The following is a 24,412-nucleotide window of genomic DNA, read 5'->3' on the forward strand; positions in this document are numbered from 1 at the left end:
GGCGTGGTTGCCAAGATCATTGCTTAATTCTTAGCACAACTGGGAATTAACCATGTCCAAGCAAAAAATCCGCATCCGCCTGAAGGCTTTCGATTACAAGTTGATCGACCAGTCCGCTGCTGAAATCGTTGAAACCGCCAAGCGCACCGGCGCGATTGTCAAGGGTCCCGTGCCCCTGCCAACCCGCATGAAGCGTTTTGACATTCTGCGCTCGCCCCACGTGAACAAGACTTCGCGTGACCAGCTGGAAATCCGCACCCACCAACGCCTGATGGACATTGTCGATCCTACCGACAAGACCGTTGACGCGCTGATGAAGCTGGACCTGGCTGCCGGCGTGGACGTCGAAATCAAACTGCAATAAGGCCTGAAAGCCACACCTGCCGGTGTGGCTGCTTGTCCTTTCTAACGCGAACTTGCCTATTTGGGAAGTTCGCGTTAGAATTTATGGCTTCGTGATCTATACATCCAATTTGCCTAGCATTTTGGTGGTAAGAGACGAAGTTTTTATTAACCTTCTTTCGTGCCTGTGGCGTCAAACCCAGGGGCAACACCGAGCCAATTGCAGTTTCGGTGGCGGAAGTTTTGGAGCAACAAATGAGTCAAAGCAACTCCCTCGGGTTGCTGGGCCGTAAGGTAGGCATGATGCGCCTGTTCACGGATGACGGCGATGCAGTGCCTGTCACCGTGGTGGATGTGTCTAACAACCGCGTGACCCAGGTCAAAACCCAAGAGAACGACGGCTACGTGGCCCTGCAGGTCACCTTTGGTCAACGCCGCGCTTCGCGCGTGACCAAGCCAGCCGCTGGCCACCTGGCCAAGGCAGGCGTGGAAGCTGGTGAAATCACCCAGGAATTCCGCGTTGAAGCTGACACCGCCGGCAAGTACGCCGCAGGTGCATCCTTGCCAGTGACCGAGATCTTTGCAGTGGGCCAAAAGGTCGACGTGCAAGGTACCTCGATCGGTAAGGGCTACGCCGGTACCATCAAGCGTCACAACTTCAAGTCGCAACGTGCTTCTCACGGTAACAGCCGTTCGCACAATGTTCCCGGCTCGATCGGTATGGCACAAGACCCAGGTCGCGTGTTCCCCGGTAAGCGCATGACCGGTCACATGGGCGATGAGACCGTGACTACCCAGAATCTCGACGTGGTTCGTATCGACGAAGCCCGTCAACTGCTGCTGATCAAGGGCGCAATCCCCGGTTCGAAGAATGGCTTCGTGACCGTGCGTCCTGCTGTCAAGGCAGCCGCTAAAGGAGCGAACTAATGAAGCTCGAACTCCTGAACGAACAAGGTAAGGCAGCCTCCCAAGTGGACGCTCCTGAGACCGTGTTTGGTCGCGATTTCAATGAAGACCTGATTCACCAGATCATCGTTGCTTACCGCGCCAACGGCCGTCAAGGCACACGCGCTCAAAAGGACCGCGAACAGGTCCGTCACACCACCGCCAAGCCTTTCAAACAAAAGGGTACTGGCCGTGCACGTGCTGGTATGTCGTCTTCGCCTCTGTGGCGTGGCGGCGGTCGCATCTTCCCGAATCTGCCTGATGAAAACTTCACGCAGAAGATCAACAAGAAGATGTACCGCGCCGGTATGGCATCCATCTTCTCGCAGCTGGCCCGTGAAGGCCGCCTGGCTGTGGTTGATTCGCTGACGGTTGATTCGCCCAAGACCAAGGTACTGGCTGACAAGTTCAAGTCCATGAACCTGGACTCGGTGATGGTGATCGCCGACGAAGTGGACGAAAACCTGTACCTCGCTTCGCGCAATCTGAAGAATGTGTTCGTGGTTGAGCCACGTTACGCTGATCCAGTGTCGCTGGTGCAATTCAAGAAAGTGCTCGTTACCAAGGGCGCTCTCGACAAACTCAAGGAGATGTTCGCATGAGCCGTGTGAACCCTACTCCCGCCGAACGCAAGTTCGACGAAGGTCGTCTGATGCAAGTGCTGGTTGCTCCTATCGTGTCCGAAAAGGCCACGCTGGTTGCTGAAAAGTCCAACGCTGTGACATTCAAGGTGCTGCAGAACGCCACCAAGCCCGAGATCAAGGCCGCTGTTGAGCTGCTGTTCAAGGTCGAAGTGAAGGGCGTGTCTGTGGTGAACACCAAGGGCAAGACCAAGCGCTTTGGCAAGACCATCGGCCGCCGCGACAACGTGCGCAAGGCTTATGTGCTGCTCAAGCCAGGTCAAGAGCTGAACCTCTCTGGGGAGGCTGCGTAATCATGGCTGTTATTAAGCTCAAACCAACTTCGCCCGGCCAACGCCATGTGGTGAAGGTGACCCGTGGCCATCTGCACAAGGGCGAAGGTTTCGCTCCTCTGCTGGAACCTCAGTTCCAAAAGGCAGGCCGCAACAACAACGGTCACATCACCACCCGTCACAAGGGCGGTGGTCACAAGCACCACTACCGTGTGGTGGACTTCAAGCGCACCAAGGACGGCATCCCCGCCAAGGTGGAACGCATTGAATACGATCCAAACCGTACCGCTCACATCGCTCTGGTGTGCTACGCAGACGGCGAGCGTCGTTATGTGATCGCTCCGCGTAACCTGGAAGTGGGCGCAACCATCATCAGTGGCTCTGAAGCACCGATCCGCGTGGGTAACACCCTGCCGATCCGCAACATCCCTGTGGGTTCGACCATTCACTGCATCGAGCTGAAGATCGGCGCTGGCGCACAAATCGCCCGTTCCGCTGGTACCTCGGCTACCCTGCTGGCTCGCGAAGGCGTTTACGCCCAAGTGCGTATGCGTTCGGGCGAAGTTCGCAAGATCCATATCGAATGCCGTGCAACCATCGGTGAAGTCGCCAACGAAGAACACAGCCTGCGCCAACTGGGCAAGGCCGGTGTCAAGCGTTGGATGGGTATTCGTCCTACCGTTCGCGGTGTGGTGATGAACCCTGTCGATCACCCACACGGTGGTGGTGAAGGCAAGACCGGTGAAGGCCGTCACGCAGTTGACCCATGGGGCAATCTGACGAAGGGCTACCGTACCCGTAACAACAAGCGCACACAGACCATGATCGTGTCGCGCCGTAAGAAGTAAGGGGTAGCAAATGACTCGTTCTCTTAAAAAGGGTCCGTTTGTTGACCATCACTTGCTGGCAAAGGTCGAAAAGGCCATCGCCACCAAGGACAAGAAACCAGTGAAGACCTGGTCGCGTCGCTCCATGGTTCTGCCCGATTTCATCGGTCTGACCATCGCCGTGCACAACGGCAAGCAACACGTACCGGTATATGTAACCGACCAGATGGTGGGCCACAAGCTCGGCGAATTCGCCCTGACGCGCACCTTCAAGGGTCACCCCGCTGATAAAAAAGCGAAACGATAAGGAGTAGACCATGTCTGAAACACGTGCAGTCCTCCGCGGCGTTCGCCTGTCGGTTGACAAAGGCCGTCTGGTTGCGGATCTGATTCGCGGCAAGAAGGTTGACCAAGCTCTGAACATTCTCGAATTCACGCAGAAAAAAGCTGCTGTGATCGTCAAGAAGGTTCTGGAGTCCGCTATCGCCAACGCTGAGCACAACGACGGCGCTGACATCGACGAATTGAAGGTCAAGACCATCTTCGTCGAGCAAGGCACCACGCTCAAGCGTTTTACCGCTCGCGCCAAGGGCCGCGGCAACCGCATCAGCAAGCCTACCTGCCACATTTATGTGACCGTGGGTAACTGAGGCCTAAAGGAAGAACATGGGACAAAAAATCCATCCTACCGGCTTCCGTCTGGCGGTCAGCCGTAACTGGTCTAGCCGCTGGTACGCAAGCAACCGTGATTTCGCCGGCATGCTGGCCGAAGACATCAAGGTTCGTGAGTACCTGAAAGAGAAGCTGAAGAACGCTGCCGTGGCACGCGTTCTGATCGAGCGTCCTGCCAAGAACGCCCGCATCACCATTTACTCGGCGCGTCCTGGTGTGGTGATCGGCAAGAAGGGTGAAGACATCGAGGCCCTGAAGAAGGAACTCGCTGCTCGCCTGGGCGTGCCAGTCGCTGTGAACATCGAAGAAGTGCGCAAGCCTGAAATCGATGCCCAGCTGATTGCTGACTCGATCACCCAGCAGCTCGAAAAGCGTATCCAGTTCCGTCGCGCCATGAAGCGTGCGATGCAGAATGCGATGCGTCTGGGCGCTCAAGGTATCAAGATCATGTCGTCGGGCCGTCTGAACGGTATCGAAATCGCACGTACCGAGTGGTACCGCGAAGGTCGTGTGCCACTGCACACCCTGCGCGCCGACATCGATTACGGCACCTCCGAAGCCAAGACCACCTACGGTGTGATCGGCGTGAAGGTGTGGGTCTACAAGGGTGACACTCTGGGTCGTAACGATCTGCCAGCCGCAGAAACGCCACGTCCTGAAGAAGAGCGTCGTCCACGTGGTCCTCGTCGTGACAACCGCAATGGCGATCGTCCATCGCGTGGCCCTCGTCGCCCCGCTGGTGGTAACACGGCTCCTGCAGACGGCAGCGACAAGCCCGCCGGCGCTGGTGCTGATTCCGTTAAGCGCGTTCGCAAGACTGACGCGCCCGCTACAGCAGCGGACGGTAAAGGAGAATAACTATGCTGCAACCTGCTCGCCGCAAATACCGCAAGGAGCAAAAGGGTCGCAACACTGGTATCGCAACCCGTGGTAACACGGTAGCGTTCGGTGATTTCGGCCTGAAATGCACGGACCGTGGCCGCCTGACGGCCCGCCAGATCGAGGCTGCACGTCGTGCAATCTCCCGTCACGTCAAGCGTGGCGGCCGTATCTGGATCCGCGTGTTCCCTGACAAGCCAATCTCGACCAAGCCAGCCGAAGTCCGTATGGGTAACGGTAAGGGCAACCCAGAGTACTACGTGGCTGAAATTCAGCCCGGTAAGATGGTGTTCGAAATCGTTGGCGTGCCCGAAGAACTGGCCCGCGAAGCGTTCCGCCTGGCTGCTGCCAAGCTGCCGCTGCGCACCACGTTCGTTACCCGTCAGCTTGGCGCTTAAATTCAGGAGAAATCGATATGACGAAAGCTGCTGAACTGCGCCAAAAAGACGTTGCTGGCCTGGAAGCCGAGATCAAGTCCTTGCAAAAGGCTCACTTTGGTCTGCGCATGCAAAAGGCAACGCAACAACTGGGCAACACCGCTACCATCAAGGCTACCCGCCGCGATGTGGCACGTGCCAAGACCATTCTTGCTGAAAAGCAAGCCGCCAAGTAATAGGAGCCGACATGACGGAAGCTAAAAAATCCCTCAAGCGCACCTTGATTGGCAAGGTGGTCAGCGATAAGCGTGAAAAGACCGTGACCGTTCTGGTAGAACGTCGCGTGAAGCACCCCATCTACGACAAGATCATGATCAAGTCCAGCAAGTACCACGCCCACGACGAAAAGGGCGAGTACAACACCGGCGATACGATCGAGATCACCGAGAGCCGTCCGCTCTCCAAGACCAAGAACTGGGTGGCTACCCGCTTGGTGCAAAAGGCTGCTTTGGTTTAAGTCTTTTGCGACTTGCACCAACGTAACTTCAAAAACGACCCACAATCTGTGGGTCGTTTTTTTATGCCCGTTTTGGCCCTCCGGCCGGCGGGATCACTGCCTGATGGGCAATTTACAAGGAGTACACCATGATCAAAGTTGGCGATTCGCTTCCCTCTGCAACCCTGAGCGAGTTTGTGGCGGTCGAAGGCAATGGCTGCAGCCTGGGCCCCAACGCCTTTGATGTGAGCAAGGAAGCGGCTGGCAAGACCATCGCTTTGTTTGCGGTGCCCGGCGCTTTCACGCCGACCTGCTCGGCCAAGCACCTGCCTGGCTACGTGGAAAAGGCAGAAGCCTTCAAGGCCGCCGGCGTGGATGAAATCTGGTGCCTGTCGGTCAATGACGCCTTTGTGATGGGCGCCTGGGGCAAGGACCAGCACACCGAAGGCAAGGTGCGCATGATTGGTGATGGCGACGCCGCCTTTGCCAAGGCCACCGGCCTGACGCTGGATCTCAACGGCAAGGGCCTGGGCCTGCGCAGCAACCGCTACTCCATGCTGGTCAAGGATGGCAAGGTGGTGCAGCTGAACGTGGAAGCCCCTGGCCAGTTCACGGTCAGCGATGCCGACACCATCCTGGCCCAAGCCAAGCAGGCCTAAGGTCACACCGGGCCCAACTGGGCCGCTGTGGTGCCGCAAGGCGCTGCAGGGCCTGGCTGAATGCACAAAGCACGCCTAGGCGTGCTTTTTTGCGGGCTGAGCGTCATGCACAGTGATCAGGGATGGACGTCGGCCTTGAGGTAGTGCGTGCCAGCGACGGGGTTGTGGTAGTAGGGCGGAATCTCTTCAAAGCCAAAATCGGCATAGAGCGCGCGGGCCGACTCCATGCTGTCCAGCGTGTCGAGCAAGATGCAGTCATAGCCCAGGCGGATGGCGCTGGCCATGGTGTAGTCCACCAGCTGGCGGCCCAGGCCAAAGCCCCGGAAGGCCTTGCGCACATAGAGGCGTTTCATCTCGCAGGCGTTGCTGTAGTCCACATCGTCCATGGGCCGCAGCGCGCAGCAGCCGGCGACCGAGCCTTCCACCAGCGCCAGCACCAGGTCGCCGCGCGGGTCGCCATATTCGCCGGGCAGCTCGGCCAGCTCATCCTCAAAACCCTGGAAGCCCAGATCAATATCCAGTGATTGGGCATATTCCCGAAAGATCTCGCGGGTCACGGCGAGCTCTTCCGGTGTGGTGGGGTGCAGGAACGTTATCTCAGGTCGGTCCACAGCGGCGGCGCTTAGTCAAGGAATGTGCAGTGTAGCGCCCGCACCATCGCAGGCGCCATCGAAAAACCGCCTATCGAGGGCGGTTTTCTTGGGGGGGTGTTGCAAAGGCTCAGGTCTCTGCCAGCAGCTTGTCGATCAGCTTGTGCAGCTCCTCAAAATTGGGGGCGCCCACATAGCGCTTGACCACCTGGCCCTGCTTGTTCACGACAAAGGTGGTCGGGGTGAGCTGGATGTCGCCCCAGTCCTTGGCAATCTGGCCGGTGTTGTCGATCGCCACCTTGAAGGGCAGCTTGCGCGACTCGGCAAAGTTGACGACATAGCTGGGCGGGTCGTAGTGCATGGCGACCGCCATGGTGTCGTAGCCCCGGTCCTTGTACTTGTCGTAGGTCTTGATGATCTCGGGCATTTCCGCCACGCAGGTGGTGCAGCTGGTGGCCCAGAAGTTCACCAGGGTGACCTTGCCCTTCATGTCGGCCGTCGTCTGGGTGCTGCCGTTGAGCAGCACAAACCGGCTCTCGGGCGCGGCCGCCTGCCCCGTGCCCTGGTAGACAAAGGCACCGATGCCAATCGCCGCAGCGATGGCCAGCGTGGTGAGGACGGTGGTGGTGGTTTTTCGGGACATGGTGCTCGGAGTCAAAGCGGTGCCGAAAGTTCGGCGCTGTGGCCATTATGCGACCAGGGCTGCTGGCGGGCGCAGCGCAGCGGCCATACCTGCGCGTCCCGCTTGACCATCGCAGTGCCGTGCCCATAATGGCCGGATGCCCCTGGCCCGCCGCCTGATCCTCACCACTGCCTTGCTGCTGGCCGCCTGTAGCCCGGCGCTGAACTGGCGCGTGGTGGCCCTGGCCGATGCGCCGCTGGACCTGATGCTGCCCTGCAAGCCCGACCGTGCGGTGCGTGATGTGGCCTGGGGCGCGCAGACCTTGACCGTGTCGATGGTGGGTTGCCAGGCAGGTGGCGCCACCTATGCGCTGGCCCATGTGGCCCTGGCGCAGCCGCAGGACGCGGCCACGGTACTGACGGACTGGCAAAAGGCACTGCACCAGCAGTTGCAGAGGACCGATGCCTGGCAGCCGCTGCCCGGGCAGGCTTTTGTCTTGCCCGGTACGCTGGAGCTACCCCAGGCGCGCCAGCTGCAGTGGCAGGGCCGCGATGGCCAAGGCCAGACGGTGTATGCCAATGCGCGCTGGTTTGCGCGCAGCGAAGGGCCGCAGGTGCGGGTGTACCAGGCGCTGGTGCTGTCACCTGGGCCGTTGGCTGCTGAGGCGCTGCAGAGCTTTGTCAAAGGACTGCAGTTGCGCTAGGGTGCGGACCCACCCTGACCCTCGGCTAAGCAACACTACCAATGTTGCAGTGCCGCAAAATCGCTACACTGGGACAGGGTGCGGCTGGGCCAGGAAGGCGGCCAGCCGCGCGCCCTTCACAGAACTTCTTGGTTTTTGATTTGATGAGCAACCGGATATTGTTGATCGCCCATGCACCGCTGGCCCAGGCGCTGGCGCAATGCGCTGCGCATGTGTTCCCCGACAGCGGAGAGCACCTGATGGCGCTGGATGTGCCTGCCAGCGCCGATCCGGTGGCCTGCCTGCAGGAGGCGCAGGCCATGCTCGACCACAGCCACAGCGGCCCGGTGCTGGTGCTGAGCGACGTGTTTGGCGCGACCCCGCATAATATTGCCCAGGAGCTGGCCAAGCGCCGTGCATCCACCCGGCTGGTGGCCGGTGTCAACCTGCCGATGCTGCTGCGTGCGCTGTGCTACCGCCAAGAGACGCTGGACAGCCTCGTGGCCCGGGCCATTGCAGGGGGCAGCCAGGGCATCATGCAGGTGACGCAGAACACGCCACAGAACCAAAATATCCGAGCACATGATCAAGACCGCAGTCACCATCAGCAATAAATTGGGCCTGCATGCCCGCGCGTCGGCCAAACTCACCAAGCTCGCTGGCAGCTTTGCCTGCGAGGTCTGGATCACGCGGGGTGAGCGCCGCGTCAATGCCAAAAGCATCATGGGCGTGATGATGCTGGCCGCCGGCATTGGCACCGAGGTCAGCATCGAGACCGACGGCGCCGATGAACAGCAGGCGATGGACGCCTTGCTGGCCCTCATCAACGACAAGTTCGGCGAAGGCGAGTAAGGCGCGGCCTGGCGTCTGCAGCGGCGCGGGCTCGCTTTTCGGATCAGGAGCCGCGCACAGGCACCACGGACCAGGCACTACGCACCCGGCACGCCGCTGCCGGCCGGTGCTGGTAGGTTGCCGATGCGGGCACTGGCATGCGCTGCTGCGCTTTACCTGAATGCCCGCCTTTCCCCGCGCTTTACCAGCCCCCGAGCTTGTACAGTCTTCTGAGACAGGCGTATAAATCAGCTTGGCGCAACAGCGCGCCAGCGAAGAGGAAGTTCCGCATGACATTTGCCATCCATGGAATCGCAGTGGCCCGGGGGATTGCCATTGGCCGGGCCGTCATGGCGGCGTCCAGCCACCTGGAGGTGACCCATTACCTGATTGAGCCCGACCAGGTGGCGCGCGAGATAGAGCGTGTGCGCAAAGGCCGGCTGGCGGTGATCGAAGAGCTGCAGCGCCTGCGTGGCGACCTGGGGGTCGATGCGCCGCAGGAGCTCGAGCCGCTCTTGGATGTGCACCTGATGCTGGTCCAGGACGACATGCTGTCCTCGGGTGTGCGCCAGCTGATCAGCGAGCGCCTCTACAACGCCGAATGGGCGCTGACCGCGCAGCTGGAGCTGCTGTGCCGCCAGTTCGACGAGATGGACGACGAGTACCTGCGTGAGCGCAAGGGCGACCTCGAGCAGGTGGTCGAGCGCGTGCTGCGCCATATGCGCGGCGTCTCCAGCCCGGTGGCGGCGCCGGTCAGCACGCCGCTGGGCGTGCAGGAGGGGCAGCACGACTGGGTGGCCGATGAGCGCGATGCGCCGATGGTGCTGATCGCCAATGACCTCTCGCCCGCCGACATGCTGCAGTTCAAGCAAAGCGTGTTTGCCGGCTTTGTCACGGCGGTGGGCGGCAAGACCAGCCACACCGCCATCGTCGCGCGCAGCATGGATATTCCGGCCGTCGTGGGTGCCCGCACGGCCAGCCAGCTGATCCGCGCCGATGACTGGGTCATCATCGACGGCGATGCCGGCGAGGTGATTGTCGACCCCTCGCCGATCCTGCTGGAGGAGTACCGCTTCAAGCAGCGCCAGATGCGCCTGGAGCGCGAGCGCCTCTCGCGCCTGCGCGATACGCCGTCCATCACCATCGATGGCGAGCGCATCGAGCTGCTGGCCAATATCGAGCAGCCCGGCGATGGCCCGGCGGCGGTGAAAGCCGGTGCCGTGGGTGTGGGCCTGTTCCGTACCGAGTTTCTCTTCATGGGCCGGGGCGGCAAGGTGCCCGATGAAGAAGAGCAGTACCGCGCCTACCGCGAGGCGCTCGAAGGCATGCAGGGCATGCCGGTGACGATCCGCACGCTCGACGTGGGCGCCGACAAGCCGCTGGACAAGGCCCAGCCCAAGGACTACTACCTCAACCCGGCGCTGGGTTTGCGCGCCATCCGCTTCAGCCTGGCTGATCCGGACATGTTCCGCACCCAGCTGCGCGCCATCTTGCGCGCAGCAGCGCATGGCCCGGTGCAATTGCTGTTTCCGATGCTCGCCCATGTCAGCGAGATCAAGCAGACCCTGGCACTGGTCGAGCAAGCCTCGCAGGAGCTGCGCGAGCGCAATGTGCCCCAGGGCCTGGTCAAGCTCGGCGCGATGGTCGAGATACCGGCCGCAGCGCTGACGGTGCGCACCTTTTTGAAGTACTTCGATTTCCTCTCGATCGGCACCAACGACCTGATCCAGTACACCTTGGCGATCGACCGGGCCGATGAGGCGGTGTCGCAGCTCTACGACCCCTTCCACCCCGCCGTGCTGCGCCTGGTGGCCGAGGTCATCCAGGCGGCGAATGCCGCCGGCAAGGATGTCTGCGTCTGCGGCGAGATGGCCGGCGATACCGCGATGACCCGCTTGCTGCTGGGCCTGGGCCTGCGCAGCTTTTCGATGCAGCCCGCGCAGATCCTGGCCATCAAGCAGCAGGTGCTGCGGGCCGACACGCGGCGCCTGGTGGGCTGGGCCCAGCAGGTGATTGCGTCAGAAGATCCGGCTGGCGTGCTGGAGAGTTAAAGGCCTCGGCCCCGACTCATTCTGTGGGCGTGCGAAAGCGGCTGCGGTACTGGCCCGGCGTGGTGCCCAGCTGGCGGCGAAACGCGCGCTGCAGCGTGTCGGAGGTGTTGAAGCCGCAGGTCTGGGCTACCCGCTCCAGCGGGGCATCGGTGGCTTCGAGCTGCTGGCGGGCCGCCTCCACCCGCGCCGCTTCCAGGTAGGCGGCCGGCGTCATGCCCAGCTCGGTCTTGAAGATGCGGGCCAGCTGCCGGTCGCTCACATGCATCTGCTCGGCCAGGTCGGGCATCGACAGCGGCTGGCCCAGGTGCTCGGCGATGTACTGGCGCAGCTTGTCCATGCGGCGCGTGCTCGACAGCGGCTCGAGCATCACGCTGAACTGGCTCTGGCCGCCGGGGCGCCTCAGGAACATCACCAGCTGGCGCGCCACACGCGTCGCCAGCGTATTGCCAAAATCCTCGGCCACCAGGGCCAGCGCCAGGTCCAGGCAGGTGGTCAGGCCCGCTCCGGTCCAGATGCGGCCCTGCTGGATGTAGATGCGGTCGGCATCCACGCGGATGTCCGGGTGGTCCTGGGCCAGCTGCGCGGCGGTGGACCAGTGTGTCGTGGCCTCCTTGCCGCTGAGCAGGCCGGCGGCTGCCAGGATATGCGCGCCGACGCAGACCGAGGCCACGCGCCGGGACTGGCCCGCCAGCGTCTGCACCCACTGCACGACGGCCGGATCGGCCAGCGCCTGCACGCGGCCCTGGGCATCGGTGTTGACCGAGCCCGGCACGATCAAGGTGTCAATGGCCTGGTGCTGCAGGCTGGAGAGGCGTATGTCGGGCAGCACGCGCACGCCCGCAGCCGTGGTCACCGGCTCCAGCGACTCGGCCGCCAGCAGCACCTGGTAGCCGCAGGGCGCGTCCATCTCGCGCTGCAGCAGCGCAAACACCTCGGGCGGGCCGCTGATGTCGAGCAGGTCAACCCGGTCAAACAACACGATCACCATCAAGCGTTCAGGGTGCGGCATGCGTTCTTTCATTCGAGGCCGGTGTCGGTTTCTGCGGCAAAGACGGCATTGTCCGCTGCGGGGGCTGTCCCTAAGATGCCTCCATGCCGCCACCACTGCCGGTGGCAGCAACCTCCTAACAAGGCAAGCACCATGCATACCCGCACTTTACGCGAACTCAACCAACTCGACGCCAAGCCCGCCGTCCTGGCCCAGTCGACCCTGATTCTGGTGGACTACCAGAACACCTACACCCGGGGCGTGATGGCGCTCGAAGGCTGGGAGCCGGCGCTGGACGCCGCATCCCGCCTGCTGGCCCAGGCCCGCGCTGTGGGCGCCAAGGTGATCCATGTGCAGCACGATGGCGGCGAGGGCTCACCCTATGACATCCGCGCCGAGATCGGCCAGATCCATGCCAGCGTGGCGCCGCAAGCCGGGGAGCCCGTCGTTGTCAAGACCGCTCCCAATTCCTTCCACAACACCGACCTGGCCCAGGAGGTCGAGGCTGCCGGCAACGAGCAGCTGGTGATCATCGGCTTCATGAGCCATATGTGCGTCACCTTCACTGCCGAAGGCGCCTTCCTGCGCGGCAAACGTGCCACCGTCGTGGCCAATGCCTGCGCTACCCGGCCACTGCAATCGGCTGCCGGTGCGGTCTCTGCTGAGCAGCTGCACCAGGGTGCAATGGCCACCATTGGTGACCTGTATGCGGTGGTGGTCGCGAGCGCCGCTGCGCTGGGTTGATACCAGCCCGCAAACCAAAGAGGCTGCACCCTGTTGCCGGGGTGCAGCCTCTTGCCTCAATAGCCGTTGAGGGGGTCAAACGCCAGCTGCGTGTGCCTGCTGGTCAGCGTGGTAGCTCGAGCGCACCATCGCACCCACGGCGGCGTGGGTGAAGCCCATCTTGTAGGCCTCTTCTTCAAACATCTTGAAGGTGTCGGGGTGCACATAGCGGCGCACGGGCAGGTGGCTGTTCGAGGGCGCCAGGTACTGGCCAATCGTCAGCATGTCGATGTTGTGGGCGCGCATGTCGCGCATCACCTGCAGGATTTCCTCGTCCGTCTCGCCCAGGCCCACCATGATGCCGCTCTTGGTTGGCACGGTAGGGTGCAGGTCCTTGAACTTCTTGAGCAGGTTCAGGCTGAACTGGTAGTCGGAGCCGGGACGGGCCTCTTTGTACAGGCGCGGTGCGGTTTCCAGGTTGTGGTTCATCACATCGGGCGGGGCGGCCTTGAGGATTTCCAGCGCGCGGTCATCGCGGCCGCGGAAGTCCGGCACCAGGATCTCGATCTGGGTCGTGGGCGAGAGCTCGCGGATGTTCTTGATGCACTCGACAAAGTGGCCCGAGCCACCGTCGCGCAGGTCATCGCGGTCGACGCTGGTGATCACCACGTACTTGAGGCGCAGCGCGGCAATGGTGCGCGCCAGGTTCAGCGGCTCGTTCAGATCGAGCGGGTCGGGGCGGCCATGGCCCACGTCGCAGAATGGGCAGCGGCGCGTGCACTTGTCACCCATGATCATGAAGGTCGCCGTGCCCTTGCCAAAGCACTCGCCAATGTTGGGGCAGCTGGCCTCTTCACAGACGGTGTGCAGATTGTTCTGGCGCAGGATGTCCTTGATCTCGTAGAAACGGGTCGTGGGGCTGCCGGCCTTGACGCGGATCCAATCGGGCTTTTTCAGCACCTCGGCTTGCTGGACCTTGACGGGGATGCGCGCCAGTTTGGCGGCCGCCTTTTGCTTGGCCAGCGGGTTGTAGGTGGCAGCGGACTGTGCTTCGCGCACGACTTCATTGGTGCTCATGATGCTCACTTTAGTTGTTTCACCGCGTTCTGTGCGAGAGGCACGCACAAACCCGGAGGGGCCGTAGGCTCTGAGCAAGAACGGCCCGAGGCTGCTGCGCCGCCCCTTAGTGGGGAATAGGGCGTGCGCTGCGGCACCCGCTTATGCAGAACCGGCAGTCGCCAAGCGGGAGGACAGCTCGCGCGCCAAGGTCTTGGCCACGTCCTCCCAGTCGGCGTTAACCCCAATTGTAGAAAGATCGACGGTTTGCAGCCCGGCATAACCGCAAGGGTTGATGCGGTGGTAGGGTTCCAGGTCCATCTTTACATTCAGGGCCACACCATGGTAGCTGCAGTGGCGGCTGATCTTGATGCCCAAGGCGGCAATCTTGCCCAGGCCGTCAAACACCGGCTCGGCTGCGGGGCTGGCGCCATCGCGCTGCACCGGGCGCTGGGCCAGCATCGCGTGGGAGAAGGGGTCATCGAGGCGCACATAGATGCCCGGGGCCCCCGCCACGCGGTGGCCGGTCACGCCCAGAGAGGCCAGGGTGCGGATCACGGCCTCTTCGATGCGAAACACATATTCTTTGACGAAGTAGCCGGCGCGCTGCAGATCGATCAGCGGGTAAGCGACCACTTGCCCCGGGCCATGGTAGGTGACCTGGCCGCCCCGGTTGGTTTGCACCACCGGAATGTCGCCTGTATGCAACAGATGGCTGGGCAGGCCCGCAATGCCCTGGGTGAAAGTGGCCGCATGCTCACAAATCCATAGCTCATCGGGCGTTTGCGGCGTGCGCTGCGCAGTGAATTGCTGCATGGCTTGCAGCGTGGGCTCGTAATCGGCCTGGCCAAGAAAGCGGGTCTGCATGGCGAAAAGCGGCCACCAAGGGCCGGCAAGGTTCACAAAGGTGACAACAAGGCCCGCTTACAGTACGACCTTGACCAGGGGGCTGGAGGTGAGCGCACGGTAGAGGTTGTCCAGCTGTTCGCGGCTGGTGGCCGTCACGGTGATGGTGACGCCCAGGTACTTGTCGCCGCTGCTGGGGCGCAACTCTATCTTGCTGGCATCAAAGAAGGGGTCGTGTTCCTTGGCGATGGCGGTGACCGCGTGGACAAAGCCGTCCTGATTGAGCCCCATCACTTTAATCGGAAAGTCTGAGGGGTATTCGATCAGGGAATCTTTGCGAGGATCGGTGCCGGAATCGCTGGGGTCTGCAGCAGGTGTATTGGTGCTCATTTTGCTATTAAAACAGAAGCTTGCAAGTGATGTGCCATCAGACGATAAGCCATCTTCCTGGTGTGGAATTTGTCGGATACAACTGACGCCAAAAGGGGCTGTAGGGAGGCTTGTGTGCCGCAAAAAAACAGACGCGCAACAAAACGCTTCCCGTTTGCAACGGGTTTATCCTTATAATCGCAGGCTTTGGCTAGGTTGTTCTGCCCGGGAGCCAACACTATGACAACAAATGCTCCACAAGAAGAACATGTGGCCGAAGAATCGGACTTCAAGCCCCTGACTGCACAAGAAGCAGCAGAGTGGCGCCAGCGCCATCCGCCGGTATCGGTGGTGCGTGTGGTGAAGTGGCAGCTGGTCGTCGGGGTGGTGCTCACCGTGTTGGTGGGTCTGGTGACGCAGCGGGCCGGATGGATGTGGTCGGTGGCATACGGTGCGGCGGCGGTGGTGATTCCTGCTGCCTTTTTTGCACGTGGATTGCGGCTGCATCTGGGGGCTGGGCAAGAGAATCTTGCGATGGTCCGGTTCTTTGGTTTGGAGATCGCAAAATTGGTGCTGACCGTGGTGCTGCTACTGCTGGCGCCACTGGTGGTGCCGGGACTCAACTGGTTGGCGCTGGTGTTGGGTCTGGTTGTAGTGATGAAGACGTACTGGTTGGCGCTTTGGCTGCTGACCAGATCTGCAAAAATTTTGTAATTGAGAAGAAGAGTTGTCCGATGGCCGCAGAAGCGAATGCACCCACTGCAAGTGAATACATCGTTCACCACTTGCAGCATCTTCAGAATATCAAGCAAAAGTCGATCATCGATTTCTCGGTGGTCAACCTTGATTCGATCTCAGTGAGCGTGATCTTGGGCGTGCTGGGCATCTTCGTGATGTGGCTGGCAGCACGCACAGCTACCTCCGGCGTGCCTGGTCGTTTCCAGGCCGCAGTCGAGATGCTGGTCGAGATGGTGGATAACCAGGCCAAGGCCAATATCCACAATGCCCAATCGCGCAAGTTCATCGCTCCTCTGGCGCTCACCGTCTTCGTCTGGATTTTCCTGATGAACGCGATGGACATGCTGCCGGTCGACCTGCTGCCGCTGCTGTGGCAAGGTGCCACCGGTGACCACCACGCTTATCTGCGTGTCGTGCCTACCGCCGATCTGTCGACCACCCTGGGTCTGTCGACGGCCGTGCTGATCCTGTGCCTGTACTACAGCGTCAAGATCAAGGGTCTGGGCGGCTGGGCGCACGAACTGGTGTCCGCACCCTTTGGTACCAGCAAGAATCCTGTCTTTGCCGTGATCCTCGGCATCGTCAACCTGCTGATGCAGATTATTGAATACGTTGCCAAGACGGTGTCGCACGGTATGCGACTGTTCGGCAACATGTACGCTGGTGAGTTGGTGTTCATGCTGATTGCCCTGATGGGTGGCGCAGCCGCTATGTCGCTCTCTGGTGTGTTGCTCCCCGTGGGGCACATCATTGCAGGCACGATCTGGGCGATCTTCCACATTCTGGTGATTACTCTGCAGGCCTTCATTTTCATGATGCTGACGCTGATTTACCTCGGCCAGGCACATGAAGCTCACTAACTGTTCCCTTTCCTTTTTCTCTTAACCTTTCTTTTTTTTCTCAGGAGTCATCATGGAAAACGTTCTCGGTCTCGTCGCTCTGGCTTGTGGTCTGATTGTTGGTCTGGGCGCTATCGGCGCTTCGATCGGTATTGCTCTGATGGGCGGCAAGTTCCTGGAATCGTCGGCACGTCAGCCTGAGCTGATCAACGAACTGCAAACCAAGATGTTCATCTTGGCTGGTCTGATCGACGCTGCATTCCTGATCGGTGTTGCTATCGCTCTGCTGTTCGCTTTCGCCAACCCATTCCAACTGGCCTAAGCTCCGATCAACGCCGTAGATAGAAAGGTGTTGCCGTGAGTATTAACGCGACCCTGTTCGTTCAGGCCATTGTCTTCTTGATTCTGGTGCTCTTCACGATGAAATTCGTGTGGCCACCTATTGCCAAGGCGTTGGATGAGCGAGCAAAGAAAATCGCCGATGGTCTTGCTGCTGCCGATAAGGCAAAGTCCGAGTTGACAGCTGTGAACAAGCGCGTTGAGGAAGAACTTTCCGCAACCCGCAATGAGACAGCGTCGCGTATCGCGGACGCAGACCGTCGTGCCCAAGCAATCGTAGAAGAGGCCAAGGCCCGTGCTACCGAAGAAGGCAACAAGATCATTGCCGCCGCTCGTGCAGATGCCGAGCAGCAAGTGATCCAGGCGCGCGAATCGCTGCGCGAGCAAGTTGCAGCTTTGGCTGTCAAGGGTGCTGAGCAGATTCTCCGCAAGGAAGTCAATCCTGCGGTACACAGTGATTTGCTCAATCGCCTGAAGACTGAGCTGTAAGGAAGCAACGAAATGGCAGAACTCGCCACCATTGCCCGTCCTTACGCTGAAGCCTTGTTCAAGGCCTGCACCGAAAAAGGTGCCGGCTTGAGCGACGCCCTGTCTTGGACGGACGAACTGGCGGCGATTGCCGCCGATCCGGAAATGCGCCTGCTGGCCGACAATCCCAACGTCACCAACGAACAGGTGATCGATGTGATGGCCGGTGTGACGCTGGCACGCGGTTGGGCCTTGTCAGACCTGGCGCGCAACTTCCTGCGCACGGTGGTGGAAAACCGCCGTCTGGATGCGCTGCCTGAAGTGGCCTCGCAATTTCGCGCGCTGGTGAACCGTAACAACGGTTCGTCGGATGCGCTGGTGTACAGCGCCTTCCCCATGGATGACTCCGCATTGAATGCGCTGGGCACCGTGCTGGAAAAACGCTTTGGCCGCCCACTGAATCTGAGCACCACCGTGGACGAGTCGCTGATTGGCGGCGTTCGCGTTGTGGTGGGTGACGAGGTGCTTGACACCTCGGTCAAGGCCCGTCTGGAACAAATGAAAGCAACCCTCACTGCGTAATGCAGTTCGAGGATTCGGCTAAACCATGAAAAGGAGTGAGTAATGCAACTCAATCCCGCAGAAATTTCTGAACTGATCAAGAGCCGCATTGAGGGTCTGTCAGGCAATTCCGATATCCGTAACCAAGGTACGGTGGTGTCGGTGACCGACGGTATCGTGCGCGTGCACGGCCTGTCCGATGTGATGGCCGGCGAAATGCTGGAATTCCCAGCCACCGCCGACGGTCAACCTTCCTTCGGTCTGGCGCTGAACCTGGAGCGTGACTCTGTTGGCGCCGTGATTCTGGGTGAATACACCCACATCTCGGAAGGCGACATCGTCAAGTGCACCGGCCGTATTCTGGAAGTGCCCGTGGGCCCAGAACTGGTGGGTCGCGTGGTGAACGCACTGGGCCAGCCTATCGACGGCAAGGGTCCTATCAACGCCAAGATGACCGACGTGATCGAAAAGGTTGCGCCTGGTGTTATCGCCCGTCAATCCGTGGATCAGCCCCTGCAATCGGGTATCAAGTCCATCGACGCGATGGTGCCCGTGGGCCGTGGCCAGCGCGAGCTGATCATTGGTGACCGCCAGACCGGTAAGACCGCTGTCGCGATCGACGCCATCATCAACCAAAAGGGCCAAGGCGTTACCTGCGTGTACGTGGCCATTGGTCAGAAGGCTTCGTCGGTCAAGAACGTGGTGCGTGCGCTGGAGCAAGCCGGCGCGATGGAATACACCATCGTCGTGGCCGCTACCGCTTCTGAATCCGCTGCGATGCAGTACGTGTCGGCCTACTCGGGTTGCACGATGGGTGAGTACTTCCGCGACCGTGGCCAAGACGCCCTGATCGTGTATGACGACCTGTCCAAGCAAGCCGTGGCTTACCGCCAAGTGTCGCTGCTGCTGCGCCGTCCACCAGGCCGCGAAGCGTTCCCTGGCGACGTGTTCTATCTCCACAGCCGCCTGCTCGAGCGCGCAGCCCGCGTGAACGCGGACTACGTGGAAGCCTTCACCAAGGGTGAAGTCAAGGGCAAGACGGGTTCGCTGACGGCTCTGCCTATCATCGAAACCCAAGCGGGTGACGTGTCGGCCTTCGTGCCTACCAACGTGATCTCGATCACCGACGGCCAGATCTTCCTGGAAACCAGCCTGTTCAACGCCGGTATCCGTCCCGCTATCAACGCCGGTATCTCGGTGTCCCGCGTGGGTGGTTCCGCTCAGACCAAGCTGATCAAGGGCCTGTCCGGCGGTATCCGTACCGACCTGGCGCAGTACCGTGAACTGGCTGCTTTCGCACAGTTCGCTTCTGACCTGGACGATGCAACCCGCAAGCAATTGGACCGCGGTGCCCGCGTGACCGAGCTGCTCAAGCAAGCCCAGTACAGCCCTCTGCCTGTCGCTCTGATGGCTTCGTCGCTGTTTGCCGTGAACAAGGGTTTCATGGACGACATCGAAGTCAAGAAGGTTCTGTCCTTTGAATCGGGTCTGCACCAGTTCCTCAAGACCAGCTACGGCGCCTTGGTGGACCGTCTGAACGAGAAGAAGGCTTTCGACAAGGAAGGCAAGGACGAAGCTGAACTGACTGCAGCCATCACTGCATTCAAGAAGTCCTTCGCTTAATCCGGTCGAGGAGTCATCATGGCAGCAGGCAAGGAAATACGCGGCAAGATCAAATCGGTGGAAAACACCAAGAAGATCACCAAGGCCATGGAAATGGTTGCCGCATCCAAAATGCGCAAGGCGCAGGAGCGGATGCAGGCAGCCCGTCCATACAGCGAGAAGATTCGCGCAATTGCAGCTCACCTGAGCCAGGCAAACCCCGAATATGTCCACCCCTTCATGGTGTCGAATGACGTCAAGAAGGTGGGCGTGATCGTGGTGACGACTGACAAGGGCCTGTGCGGCGGCATGAACACCAATGTGCTGCGTGCCGTGACGAACAAGCTCAAGGAACTGCAATCTGCGGGTGTCAGCACGGAAGCCGTGGCCATTGGCAGCAAGGGTCTGGGCTTTCTGACGCGCGTCGGTGTCAAGGTGGTGGCCAACGCTACCGCCCTGGGCGATACGCCGCATCTGGATGCGCTGATCGGCCCGGCCAAGGTTTTGCTCGACCAGTACGCTGAGGGCAAGCTGAGCGCGGTCTATTTGTGCTACACCAAGTTCATCAATACGATGAAGCAGGACTCGGTTGTGGAGCAGTTGCTGCCCCTGTCGCAAGAAGCGATCCAGGGCTCGGCACCGGCTGCATCCCACGGCTGGGACTATATCTACGAGCCCGATGCGCAAAGTGTGATCGACGAGCTGCTCGTGCGTTATGCGGAGTCGCTGATCTATTCGGCCGTTGCAGACAACATGGCTTCCGAGCAGTCTGCACGCATGGTGGCCATGAAGGCCGCTACCGACAACGCCGGCAACGTCATCAACGAGTTGAAGCTGATCTACAACAAGACGCGTCAGGCTGCGATTACGACCGAGTTGTCGGAAATCGTCGCAGGCGCCGCGGCTGTGTAATACAGCTCGACTGAAATCAATATTGGAGCAACAAATGGCTCAAGTACAAGGCAAGATTGTTCAATGTATCGGTGCGGTGGTGGACGTTGAGTTCCCCCATGGCAGCGTGCCTAACGTGTATGACGCACTGAAGCTCGAAGGCACTGCCCTGACGCTGGAAGTGCAGCAGCAGCTGGGCGACGGCGTGGTGCGTACCATTGCGCTGGGCTCGTCGGACGGTATCAAGCGTGGCCTGATGGTCACCAACACCGGCAAGGCGATCACCGTGCCCGTGGGCAAGGCAACCCTTGGCCGCATCATGGACGTGCTGGGTAACCCCATCGACGAACGCGGTCCTGTGGACCAGTCGTTGACCGCTTCCATCCACCGCAAGGCGCCCGCTTATGACGAGCTGGCCCCTGCACAGGAACTGCTGGAAACCGGCATCAAGGTGATTGACCTGGTGTGCCCGTTCGCCAAGGGCGGTAAGGTCGGTCTGTTCGGTGGTGCCGGTGTGGGCAAGACCGTGAACATGATGGAGCTCATCAACAACATCGCCAAGGCGCACAGCGGTCTGTCCGTGTTCGCCGGCGTGGGTGAGCGTACCCGTGAAGGTAACGACTTCTACCACGAAATGTCGGACGCCGGTGTGGTGAACCAGGAGTCGCTCAACGACTCGAAGGTTGCCATGGTGTACGGCCAGATGAACGAGCCACCAGGAAACCGTCTGCGCGTTGCGCTGACCGGCCTGACCATGGCTGAAGCGTTCCGTGACGAAGGCAAGGACGTGCTGTTCTTCGTGGACAACATCTACCGCTACACGCTGGCCGGTACCGAAGTGTCCGCACTGCTGGGCCGTATGCCTTCGGCCGTGGGCTACCAGCCTACGCTGGCCGAAGAAATGGGCCGTCTGCAAGAGCGTATCACCTCGACCAAGGTGGGTTCGATCACCTCGATCCAGGCCGTGTACGTGCCAGCGGACGATTACACCGATCCATCGCCAGCAACGACCTTCGCCCACTTGGACTCCACCGTGGCGCTGTCGCGTGACATCGCTTCGCTGGGTATCTACCCTGCGGTGGACCCCCTGGCTTCGACCAGCCGCCAGCTGGACCCCCAAGTGGTGGGTGAAGAGCACTACTCGGTAGCCCGCCAAGTGCAGGGTACCCTGCAGCGCTACACCGAACTGCGCGACATCATTGCGATTCTGGGTATGGACGAACTGGCTCCCGAAGACAAGCTCGTCGTGGCCCGCGCTCGCAAGATCCAGCGTTTCCTGTCGCAGCCTTTCCACGTTGCTGAAGTGTTCACGGGCGCTCCAGGCAAGTACGTGCCGCTGTCGGAAACCATCCGCGGCTTCAAGATGATCGTCAACGGCGAGTGCGACCACCTGCCCGAGCAAGCCTTCTACATGGTTGGCACGATCGACGAAGCCATCGAGAAGGCGAAGAAGATCTAAGCTTTGCAGAACGGGCTGCCGCACGCAGCCCTTCTCGCGAACTAGTTTCTTTTTCACTCTGAGGATCAAAGATGAACACCTTCCACGTTGATGTGGTCAGTGCTGAAGAATCCATTTTCTCCGGCGAAGCCCGCTTTGTGGCTTTGCCTGGTGAAATGGGCGAACTCGGTATCTACGCCCGCCACACGCCGTTGATCACCCGCATCAAGCCGGGTTCGGTGCGCATTGAGAAGGCCGACGGCGGCGAAGAGTTCATCTTCGTGGCTGGTGGCATTCTCGAAGTGCAACCCGACTGCGTGACCGTGCTGTCCGACACCGCTGTGCGCGGCAAGGACCTGGACGAGCAAAAAGCGGTTGAAGCCAAGCAAAAGGCTGAAGAAGCCCTCAAGAACGCCAAGGGCGAGCTTGACCTGGCCAAGGCCCAATCCGAGCTGTCTGTCATGGCCGCCCAGATTGCCGCCCTGCAAAAATACCGCAAGAAGCGCTGATCCGCTGTTTGCGCAACTGCCACAGGAAAACCACCGCATGCGGTGGTTTTTTTACGTCCGTAGCGGATGGGTCGGAGTGGGACCGGCCTGCAGCACCTGCTGCATATGAATGGTTTGCCACAGCGGGTCGGCATCCTGGTGCAGGCTGACAAAGCCCTGGCGCTGCCAAAAGGCCTGTGCGCCCGGCAAAAAAGGATGCGTGTGCAGGTAGAGCCGCTGCACACCCTGCTGCAGCGCCCGCTGCCGCAGCTGCGCGAACAGTTCGCCAGCCAGGCCTTGGCGGCGCCAGGCCGGATCCACATACAGGCGCACCACCTCGGCGGTGCCTGCGCTGGGCACGGCCAGGTGGGCAAAGCGCCCGTCATAGGCGCGGTAGGCAATGCTGCCGATGATGCGGTCGCCCTGCCAGGCCGCCAGCATGCAGCCGCCGGGCGGTGCATAGACCGAGGCAAAGTCGCGCAGATCGGCCTGCGGTGTGCTGGTATCGACCCGATCGCCAAACATGGCCTGGCGCGCCGCCTGCAAAAAGGCTGCCACCGGCGCGAGATGGTCAACGCGGCGGATGCCGTATGCGCTGGGTGTAGTGGGTGGGTGGTTCATGGCCATCAAACGGCCTGCAGCTTAGCATGCAGGCCCTGTAAATCGGCTACAGTACAGCCACTTTGGTTTCGCAAGAACATGCGCACGGCAGGGTGCCGGGGCATGAGGGAATCCAGGGCGCGCGAGCCGGCAGCCAGCGCCCCAAACGGAACTGCCCCCGCAACTGTAGGCCGCGAGCAGGCCATCCATGCGCCACTGAACTGCGGTTCGGGAAGGCGATGGTCTGCGCAGACCGGCCAGTCAGGAGACCTGCCAAGGTTATGCATTCACAAGCCACTGGCAAGCCCCCGGTTTGCACAGAGAAACAGGCATGCCGCCGGTTGTGCGCGCTGCAAGGCGAACGTCGCAAGCGCCGCTGCAGCAAACCCATTCATGGCGGATGTGCGTGTGTTTTGATCATGACCGGCGGGGTGTCCGGGCGGTGAGCAGCGTCTCGTCTGCGCAAGGCTGTCCTGGCTCCACCGGGCAGCAGCCCGCACCGGATCGGCTCGCACGGCCCGCATGCCCAGCCTCTACCTGGAGAGACGATTCCGATGCCTGTTCGCCGTTTTGCGCTGCCTGCCCTGTTGGCTGCCTGTGTATTCATGCCGCTGTCCGCCTGGGCCGCCCCTTATCCGATGCAGCTGCACAACTGCGGCTACGAGGTCTCTCTCAAGCAGGCGCCTGCGTCGGTCGTCACCATCGGCCAGGCCGGCACCGAGATGCTGTATGCGCTGGGCCTGGGCGACAAGCTGGTGGGCACCTCGCTGTGGTTCAATGCCGTGCTGCCCCAGTTCAAGGCCATCAATGACAAGGTGCCGCGCCTGGCGGACAACGATCCCAGCTTCGAGTCGGTGATCGGCAAGCGCCCGGCGCTGGTGGTGTCGCAGTTTGAATGGATGGTCGGCAAGGACGGCGTCGTGGGCACGCGCGAGCAGTTCCATGACCTGGGTATTGCCACCTATGCGATGCCCTCCGACTGCGAAGGCAAGAACAACCTCAAGGGCGCCGATGGCACCCGCACCGCGGCCTACGATGTGCAGGCGCTCTACAAGAGCATCACCCAACTGGCACAGCTCTTTGATGTGCAGCCCCAGGGCGAGCGCCTGGTCAAGGACCTGCGCGAGCGCCAGGCCAAGGCGGTCGCCAAGGTCCAGGCCGCGCAGCAGCCCCATCTGACGGCTGCGCTGTGGTTCTCCAGCGCCGATCTGGCCATCGACCCCTACATGGCGGGCAAGAACGGGGTTGCCGGCTACATGCTGCAGACCTTGGGCCTGCGCAATATCGTCGACTCGTCCGAAGAGTGGCCCACCGTGGGTTGGGAAACCATTGCCAAGGCCAATCCATCGATCCTGGTGATCGCCCGCATGGACCGCCGCCGCTTCCCTGCGGACGACTACCAAAAGAAGCTGGAGTTCTTGAAGAAGGACCCGGTCACCCAGCACATGGATGCCGTCAAGAACAACCGCATCGTCATTGTCGATGCCGATGCGCTGCAAGGCTCGATCCGCTTGGTCGATGGCATGGAGCAGATCAGCGATGCGGTACGCAAGCTCGGCCCGGCGGCCGCGCGTTGATCA

At 61.0% G+C, this 24,412-nt stretch carries 34 protein-coding genes and 1 riboswitch; of the genes, 27 read left to right on the forward strand and 7 right to left on the reverse strand.

Going from position 1 to position 24,412, the window contains the following annotated elements; all coding sequences use genetic code 11:
* The first annotated feature begins 52 nt into the window (after positions 1-52).
* The 12 genes from rpsJ to H928_RS0105520 all read left to right on the forward strand — a co-directional run bounded on the left by rpsJ (position 53) and on the right by H928_RS0105520 (position 6,110).
* A complete protein-coding gene (gene rpsJ, locus H928_RS0105465; protein WP_021025591.1) occupies positions 53-364 on the forward strand; it encodes a 30S ribosomal protein S10 in 312 nt (103 codons plus the stop codon).
* A gap of 233 nt (positions 365-597) precedes the next feature.
* Positions 598-1,269 carry a 50S ribosomal protein L3 gene (gene rplC, locus H928_RS0105470; protein WP_021025592.1) on the forward strand — a complete coding sequence of 224 codons (672 nt, stop codon included), beginning with the start codon at positions 598-600 and terminating at the stop codon, positions 1,267-1,269.
* Positions 1,269-1,889 carry a 50S ribosomal protein L4 gene (rplD, locus tag H928_RS0105475; RefSeq protein ID WP_021025593.1) on the forward strand — a complete coding sequence of 207 codons (621 nt, stop codon included), beginning with the start codon at positions 1,269-1,271 and terminating at the stop codon, positions 1,887-1,889. The genes rplC and rplD overlap by 1 nt, the downstream gene beginning before the upstream one ends.
* Entirely contained in the window at positions 1,886-2,221 is a 336-nt protein-coding gene (rplW, locus tag H928_RS0105480; protein WP_021025594.1) for a 50S ribosomal protein L23, read from the forward strand. Before rplD ends, rplW begins: the two co-directional genes overlap by 4 nt.
* Before the next feature lie 2 nt (positions 2,222-2,223).
* Positions 2,224-3,048, forward strand: coding sequence for a 50S ribosomal protein L2 (gene rplB / locus H928_RS0105485; protein ID WP_021025595.1), 825 nt, complete (start codon positions 2,224-2,226; stop codon positions 3,046-3,048).
* 10 nt (positions 3,049-3,058) lie between these two features.
* Complete coding sequence (rpsS, locus tag H928_RS0105490) at positions 3,059-3,334, forward strand: 30S ribosomal protein S19 (RefSeq protein WP_027010580.1); 276 nt, start codon at positions 3,059-3,061, stop codon at positions 3,332-3,334.
* 10 nt (positions 3,335-3,344) lie between these two features.
* On the forward strand, positions 3,345-3,677 hold the full coding sequence (gene rplV / locus H928_RS0105495; protein WP_021025597.1) for a 50S ribosomal protein L22: 333 nt from the start codon (positions 3,345-3,347) through the stop codon (positions 3,675-3,677).
* Positions 3,678-3,693: 16 nt separating this feature from the next.
* A complete protein-coding gene (gene rpsC / locus H928_RS0105500; protein ID WP_021025598.1) occupies positions 3,694-4,557 on the forward strand; it encodes a 30S ribosomal protein S3 in 864 nt (287 codons plus the stop codon).
* Between the two features lie 2 nt (positions 4,558-4,559).
* Positions 4,560-4,976: a 50S ribosomal protein L16 gene (gene rplP, locus H928_RS0105505; RefSeq protein WP_021025599.1), complete on the forward strand. Its 417-nt coding sequence runs from the start codon at positions 4,560-4,562 to the stop codon at positions 4,974-4,976.
* Between the two features lie 17 nt (positions 4,977-4,993).
* Positions 4,994-5,191 (forward strand): 50S ribosomal protein L29, encoded by a 198-nt coding sequence (gene rpmC / locus H928_RS0105510; protein WP_021025600.1) that lies wholly within the window; start codon positions 4,994-4,996, stop codon positions 5,189-5,191.
* Positions 5,192-5,202: 11 nt separating this feature from the next.
* Positions 5,203-5,472 (forward strand): 30S ribosomal protein S17, encoded by a 270-nt coding sequence (rpsQ, locus tag H928_RS0105515; RefSeq protein WP_021025601.1) that lies wholly within the window; start codon positions 5,203-5,205, stop codon positions 5,470-5,472.
* Positions 5,473-5,600: 128 nt separating this feature from the next.
* A complete protein-coding gene (locus H928_RS0105520) occupies positions 5,601-6,110 on the forward strand; it encodes a peroxiredoxin (RefSeq protein WP_021025602.1) in 510 nt (169 codons plus the stop codon).
* Between the two features lie 116 nt (positions 6,111-6,226).
* Here the strand turns inward: H928_RS0105520 and H928_RS0105525 are convergent, their stop codons facing one another.
* Positions 6,227-6,721 (reverse strand): GNAT family N-acetyltransferase, encoded by a 495-nt coding sequence (locus H928_RS0105525; RefSeq protein WP_021025603.1) that lies wholly within the window; start codon positions 6,719-6,721, stop codon positions 6,227-6,229.
* A 109-nt stretch (positions 6,722-6,830) separates the two neighbouring features.
* Positions 6,831-7,343, reverse strand: coding sequence for a TlpA disulfide reductase family protein (locus tag H928_RS0105530; RefSeq protein WP_052329777.1), 513 nt, complete (start codon positions 7,341-7,343; stop codon positions 6,831-6,833).
* Between the two features lie 136 nt (positions 7,344-7,479).
* Here H928_RS0105530 and H928_RS0105535 point away from each other — a divergent pair, with 136 nt between their 5' ends.
* The 4 genes from H928_RS0105535 to ptsP all read left to right on the forward strand — a co-directional run bounded on the left by H928_RS0105535 (position 7,480) and on the right by ptsP (position 10,886).
* Positions 7,480-8,025, forward strand: coding sequence for a hypothetical protein (locus H928_RS0105535; RefSeq protein ID WP_021025604.1), 546 nt, complete (start codon positions 7,480-7,482; stop codon positions 8,023-8,025).
* 143 nt (positions 8,026-8,168) lie between these two features.
* Complete coding sequence (locus H928_RS0105540; protein WP_021025605.1) at positions 8,169-8,618, forward strand: PTS sugar transporter subunit IIA; 450 nt, start codon at positions 8,169-8,171, stop codon at positions 8,616-8,618.
* The gene (locus H928_RS0105545; protein ID WP_027010583.1) at positions 8,587-8,856 is read left to right on the forward strand and encodes an HPr family phosphocarrier protein; all 270 of its coding nucleotides are present in this window, start codon (positions 8,587-8,589) and stop codon (positions 8,854-8,856) included. Before H928_RS0105540 ends, H928_RS0105545 begins: the two co-directional genes overlap by 32 nt.
* Before the next feature lie 269 nt (positions 8,857-9,125).
* Positions 9,126-10,886, forward strand: a complete 1,761-nt coding sequence (gene ptsP, locus H928_RS0105550) for a phosphoenolpyruvate--protein phosphotransferase (RefSeq protein ID WP_021025607.1) — start codon at positions 9,126-9,128, stop codon at positions 10,884-10,886.
* A gap of 16 nt (positions 10,887-10,902) precedes the next feature.
* On the opposite strand, the gene H928_RS0105555 is transcribed toward ptsP, so the two are convergent.
* Positions 10,903-11,895, reverse strand: coding sequence for a GlxA family transcriptional regulator (locus H928_RS0105555; protein ID WP_027010584.1), 993 nt, complete (start codon positions 11,893-11,895; stop codon positions 10,903-10,905).
* Positions 11,896-12,027: 132 nt separating this feature from the next.
* Here H928_RS0105555 and H928_RS0105560 point away from each other — a divergent pair, with 132 nt between their 5' ends.
* A complete protein-coding gene (locus tag H928_RS0105560; RefSeq protein ID WP_021025609.1) occupies positions 12,028-12,618 on the forward strand; it encodes a cysteine hydrolase family protein in 591 nt (196 codons plus the stop codon).
* A 75-nt stretch (positions 12,619-12,693) separates the two neighbouring features.
* Here the strand turns inward: H928_RS0105560 and lipA are convergent, their stop codons facing one another.
* From lipA to H928_RS0105575, 3 genes are all read right to left on the reverse strand, one after another.
* Positions 12,694-13,674, reverse strand: coding sequence for a lipoyl synthase (lipA, locus tag H928_RS0105565; protein ID WP_021025610.1), 981 nt, complete (start codon positions 13,672-13,674; stop codon positions 12,694-12,696).
* Positions 13,675-13,815: 141 nt separating this feature from the next.
* Positions 13,816-14,520 (reverse strand): lipoyl(octanoyl) transferase LipB, encoded by a 705-nt coding sequence (lipB, locus tag H928_RS0105570; RefSeq protein ID WP_021025611.1) that lies wholly within the window; start codon positions 14,518-14,520, stop codon positions 13,816-13,818.
* A gap of 57 nt (positions 14,521-14,577) precedes the next feature.
* On the reverse strand, positions 14,578-14,889 hold the full coding sequence (locus tag H928_RS0105575) for a YbeD family protein (RefSeq protein ID WP_021025612.1): 312 nt from the start codon (positions 14,887-14,889) through the stop codon (positions 14,578-14,580).
* 219 nt (positions 14,890-15,108) lie between these two features.
* On the opposite strand from H928_RS0105575, the gene H928_RS0105580 reads away from it, so the two are divergent.
* The 9 genes from H928_RS0105580 to H928_RS0105620 all read left to right on the forward strand — a co-directional run bounded on the left by H928_RS0105580 (position 15,109) and on the right by H928_RS0105620 (position 22,253).
* A complete protein-coding gene (locus H928_RS0105580) occupies positions 15,109-15,582 on the forward strand; it encodes an ATP synthase subunit I (protein WP_021025613.1) in 474 nt (157 codons plus the stop codon).
* Positions 15,583-15,602: 20 nt separating this feature from the next.
* The gene (atpB, locus tag H928_RS0105585; protein WP_021025614.1) at positions 15,603-16,466 is read left to right on the forward strand and encodes a F0F1 ATP synthase subunit A; all 864 of its coding nucleotides are present in this window, start codon (positions 15,603-15,605) and stop codon (positions 16,464-16,466) included.
* Between the two features lie 52 nt (positions 16,467-16,518).
* Positions 16,519-16,767, forward strand: coding sequence for a F0F1 ATP synthase subunit C (atpE, locus tag H928_RS0105590; protein WP_021025615.1), 249 nt, complete (start codon positions 16,519-16,521; stop codon positions 16,765-16,767).
* 35 nt (positions 16,768-16,802) lie between these two features.
* A complete protein-coding gene (locus H928_RS0105595; protein WP_021025616.1) occupies positions 16,803-17,273 on the forward strand; it encodes a F0F1 ATP synthase subunit B in 471 nt (156 codons plus the stop codon).
* 12 nt (positions 17,274-17,285) lie between these two features.
* Complete coding sequence (locus tag H928_RS0105600) at positions 17,286-17,834, forward strand: F0F1 ATP synthase subunit delta (protein ID WP_021025617.1); 549 nt, start codon at positions 17,286-17,288, stop codon at positions 17,832-17,834.
* A gap of 42 nt (positions 17,835-17,876) precedes the next feature.
* The gene (gene atpA, locus H928_RS0105605; protein WP_021025618.1) at positions 17,877-19,436 is read left to right on the forward strand and encodes a F0F1 ATP synthase subunit alpha; all 1,560 of its coding nucleotides are present in this window, start codon (positions 17,877-17,879) and stop codon (positions 19,434-19,436) included.
* An 18-nt stretch (positions 19,437-19,454) separates the two neighbouring features.
* The gene (gene atpG, locus H928_RS0105610) at positions 19,455-20,327 is read left to right on the forward strand and encodes a F0F1 ATP synthase subunit gamma (RefSeq protein ID WP_021025619.1); all 873 of its coding nucleotides are present in this window, start codon (positions 19,455-19,457) and stop codon (positions 20,325-20,327) included.
* A gap of 34 nt (positions 20,328-20,361) precedes the next feature.
* Positions 20,362-21,765 (forward strand): F0F1 ATP synthase subunit beta, encoded by a 1,404-nt coding sequence (gene atpD / locus H928_RS0105615; protein ID WP_021025620.1) that lies wholly within the window; start codon positions 20,362-20,364, stop codon positions 21,763-21,765.
* Between the two features lie 71 nt (positions 21,766-21,836).
* Positions 21,837-22,253 (forward strand): F0F1 ATP synthase subunit epsilon, encoded by a 417-nt coding sequence (locus H928_RS0105620; RefSeq protein ID WP_021025621.1) that lies wholly within the window; start codon positions 21,837-21,839, stop codon positions 22,251-22,253.
* 51 nt (positions 22,254-22,304) lie between these two features.
* On the opposite strand, the gene H928_RS0105625 is transcribed toward H928_RS0105620, so the two are convergent.
* Positions 22,305-22,853, reverse strand: a complete 549-nt coding sequence (locus H928_RS0105625; RefSeq protein ID WP_043338886.1) for a GNAT family N-acetyltransferase — start codon at positions 22,851-22,853, stop codon at positions 22,305-22,307.
* A 46-nt stretch (positions 22,854-22,899) separates the two neighbouring features.
* Positions 22,900-23,125: riboswitch (cobalamin riboswitch) on the forward strand.
* 261 nt (positions 23,126-23,386) lie between these two features.
* On the opposite strand from H928_RS0105625, the gene H928_RS0105630 reads away from it, so the two are divergent.
* Positions 23,387-24,409: an ABC transporter substrate-binding protein gene (locus H928_RS0105630; protein WP_021025623.1), complete on the forward strand. Its 1,023-nt coding sequence runs from the start codon at positions 23,387-23,389 to the stop codon at positions 24,407-24,409.
* Positions 24,410-24,412: the final 3 nt, after the last annotated feature.

The sequence above is a fragment of the Comamonas sp. B-9 genome (genome assembly GCF_000410635.1).
Classification (GTDB): domain Bacteria; phylum Pseudomonadota; class Gammaproteobacteria; order Burkholderiales; family Burkholderiaceae_C; genus Comamonas.